Below are 2,613 nucleotides of genomic sequence, written 5' to 3'. Positions count from 1 at the left end.
GCAGTGCCTGCACAGGTCGGCACCGTCGCGCAGGGCACTCTTGCCGGCGTCGCCTTCGGACAGATCCGCGCGCGCGATCTCAGAGACAACCTGACCGCCTGTGGCATCAGCACTGTGCGCGTCACGCCCTGGCGGGCATTTCTCTTTGCCGGCGTTACCGCTCCGGATCATCCGGCGTTCATAACTGATCCGGAAAATCCGCTCCTCAGGGTCGATGCCTGCCCGGGAGCACCCGCCTGTCTTCAGGCCGGCGCTGAAACCCGTGCTCTTGCACGCCGTCTGGCGCCACATGTGCGCGGCACGCTGCATGTCTCCGGGTGTGCCAAAGGTTGCGCACGGGCGCGGGCCGCAAATATCACGCTGGTAGGACGTGATGGCCGGTTTGACCTTGTCAAAGACGGGCGGGCAGGGGATACGCCCCTGCGCAGGGGAATAGAGCCGGACGATCTGCCTGAGGCCGGGCTCGATTGAGGAACAATGACATATACATACGAAACCAACGGGGCTGAAATTTACCGCCAGTCCTTTGCCATGATCCGGGCGGAGGCCGATCTGGACGCATTTACCCCGGACGAAGAGCCCGTCGTTGTGCGCATGATTCACGCCGCCGGCATGGTTGGGCTGGAAAAATATGTGCGCCTTTCGCCGGGGTTTTCCGGGGCCGCGCGTGCTGCTCTTGAAGCGGGCGCGCCTGTTCTGTGCGATGCACGTATGGTCAGTGAAGGTGTCACCCGCGCCCGTCTGCCTGCCGGAAACGAGGTCATCTGCACCTTGCATGACGAGGGGGTGCGCGACCTGGCGACCGAGATGTCGAACACCCGCTCGGCAGCAGCCCTCGAGCTCTGGCGCCCGCATCTTGCAGGCGCGCTGGTGGCGATCGGCAATGCGCCGACAGCCCTGTTTCATCTGCTCAACATGCTGGAAGACCCTGATTGCCCGCGCCCTGCGGCGATCATCGGCTGCCCTGTCGGCTTTGTCGGCGCGCGCGAAAGCAAAGACGCGCTCTGGGCGGACCAGCCGGTGCCGTGCTGCATCGTCGAGGGGCGCCTGGGGGGCAGCGCGATTACGGTGGCCGCGATCAACGCCATCGCGAGTCGTGCGGAATGAACAGCGGCACGATCTATGGCGTCGGGCTGGGCCCCGGAGATACGGATCTGATGACCCTGCGCGCGCACCGGTTGCTGACAGGAGCGCAGCACGTTGCTTATTTCCGCAAGGCCGGCCGGCCCGGGCAGGCGCGCAGGATTGCACAGGACCTGATCCCGGAAGGCGCAGAAGAGATCGCGATGGAATATCCGGTCACGACCGAAATCCCGCTCTCGGATCCGCGGTATAATGAAATCCTCTCTGCTTTTTATGCTGAGTGTACCGCGCAGCTCAGGGCGCGCGCGCAGAGCGGGCAGAACGTTGTGGTGCTCTGTGAAGGAGACCCGTTTTTCTACGGCTCTTTCATGCACTTACACAGCCGCCTTAAGGAGGTGGTTGAGGTTGTCGTGGTGCCCGCGATCACCGGCATGTCCGCTGCCTGGACGGCGACGGACCAGCCGGTGACCTGGGGCGACGATGTGCTGAGCACGCTGATGGGTACGCTGCCCGAAGACGAACTGGTGCGCCATATGAAGGCCGCCGATGCAATTGTGGTCATGAAAATCGGTCGCAACATCGACAAGGTGCGCCGCGCTCTTCACAGCGCGGGCCGCTTTGATGATGCCTGGCTGGTCGAATATGCCAGCATGCCCGGCCAGACAGTGCAGAAGCTCAGCGAAACCGGCGAAAAAGTGACCCCGTATTTCTCGATCGTCATCGTGCACGGCCAGGGCCGCAGGCCGTGAGCGGGTGGGTGAAAATTGCGGGGCTTGGCCCCGGTGACCCAGATCTGGTGACGCCCCAGGTGACGGCGGCGCTGGCAGAGGCCACGGATGTTGTGGGCTATATCCCCTATGTGGCCCGGGTCGGTGCGCGCCCTGGGCTGCGCCTGCATCCCAGCGACAACCGCGTTGAACTGGTCCGCGCGCGCCATGCGCTTGAGATGGCCGCCGAAGGCCGGCGTGTGGTGATCGTCTCCTCTGGTGATCCGGGTGTCTTTGCAATGGCAGCAGCCGTTTATGAGGCAGTTGAGGCCGGCGGCGCGGTCTGGACAGATATACCGATCGACGTTCTGCCCGGCATAACTGCGATGCTGGCCGCTGCTGCGCGGGCCGGTGCGCCACTGGGACATGACTTCTGTGCGATCAACCTCAGCGATAACCTCAAACCCTGGGCGCTCATCGAAAAGCGCCTGCGGCTTGCGGTCGAGGGTGATTTCGCCATGGCGTTTTACAATCCGCGTTCAAAATCCCGGCCCGAAGGCTTCGCGCGCGCGCTGGACCTGCTCAAAGAAGCCTGCGGTGATGACAGGCCGGTGATCTTTGCCCGGGCTGTTTCGACCGGTGATGAAAGCATCCGGGTGGTCCCGCTCACGCAAACGCAACCTGACATGGCGGATATGCGCACGGTCGTGATTGTCGGCGCATCCAATACCCGCGTGATTACGCGCGCGGATGCACCGGTGGTCTATACACCGAGGTCGGTGCCCGAATGAGCCACCCAGGCGATCACTTCTTCAGCGCCGGA

At 63.7% G+C, this 2,613-nt stretch carries 3 protein-coding genes and 1 pseudogene; all 4 read left to right on the top strand.

Annotation, left to right across the window (positions count from 1 at the left end):
- A pseudogene (locus Q0M35_RS18530) lies at window positions 1–471 on the top strand (cobalamin biosynthesis protein CobG); the annotation flags it as partial.
- Window positions 472–477: 6 nt separating this feature from the next.
- Window positions 478–1,107, top strand: a complete 630-nt coding sequence (locus tag Q0M35_RS18525) for a precorrin-8X methylmutase (protein ID WP_295317725.1) — start codon at window positions 478–480, stop codon at window positions 1,105–1,107.
- Entirely contained in the window at window positions 1,104–1,832 is a 729-nt protein-coding gene (gene cobI, locus Q0M35_RS18520) for a precorrin-2 C(20)-methyltransferase (protein WP_295317724.1), read from the top strand. The genes Q0M35_RS18525 and cobI overlap by 4 nt, the downstream gene beginning before the upstream one ends.
- Window positions 1,829–2,581, top strand: coding sequence for a precorrin-3B C(17)-methyltransferase (gene cobJ / locus Q0M35_RS18515; protein WP_295317723.1), 753 nt, complete (start codon window positions 1,829–1,831; stop codon window positions 2,579–2,581). The genes cobI and cobJ overlap by 4 nt, the downstream gene beginning before the upstream one ends.
- Window positions 2,582–2,613 lie beyond the last annotated feature (32 nt).

The sequence above is a fragment of the Roseobacter sp. genome (assembly GCF_024639605.1).
GTDB lineage: Bacteria > Pseudomonadota > Alphaproteobacteria > Rhodobacterales > Rhodobacteraceae > Roseobacter.
The sequence above is the reverse complement of the archived record's forward strand: the minus strand, read 5'-3'. Positions and strand labels throughout refer to the sequence as shown.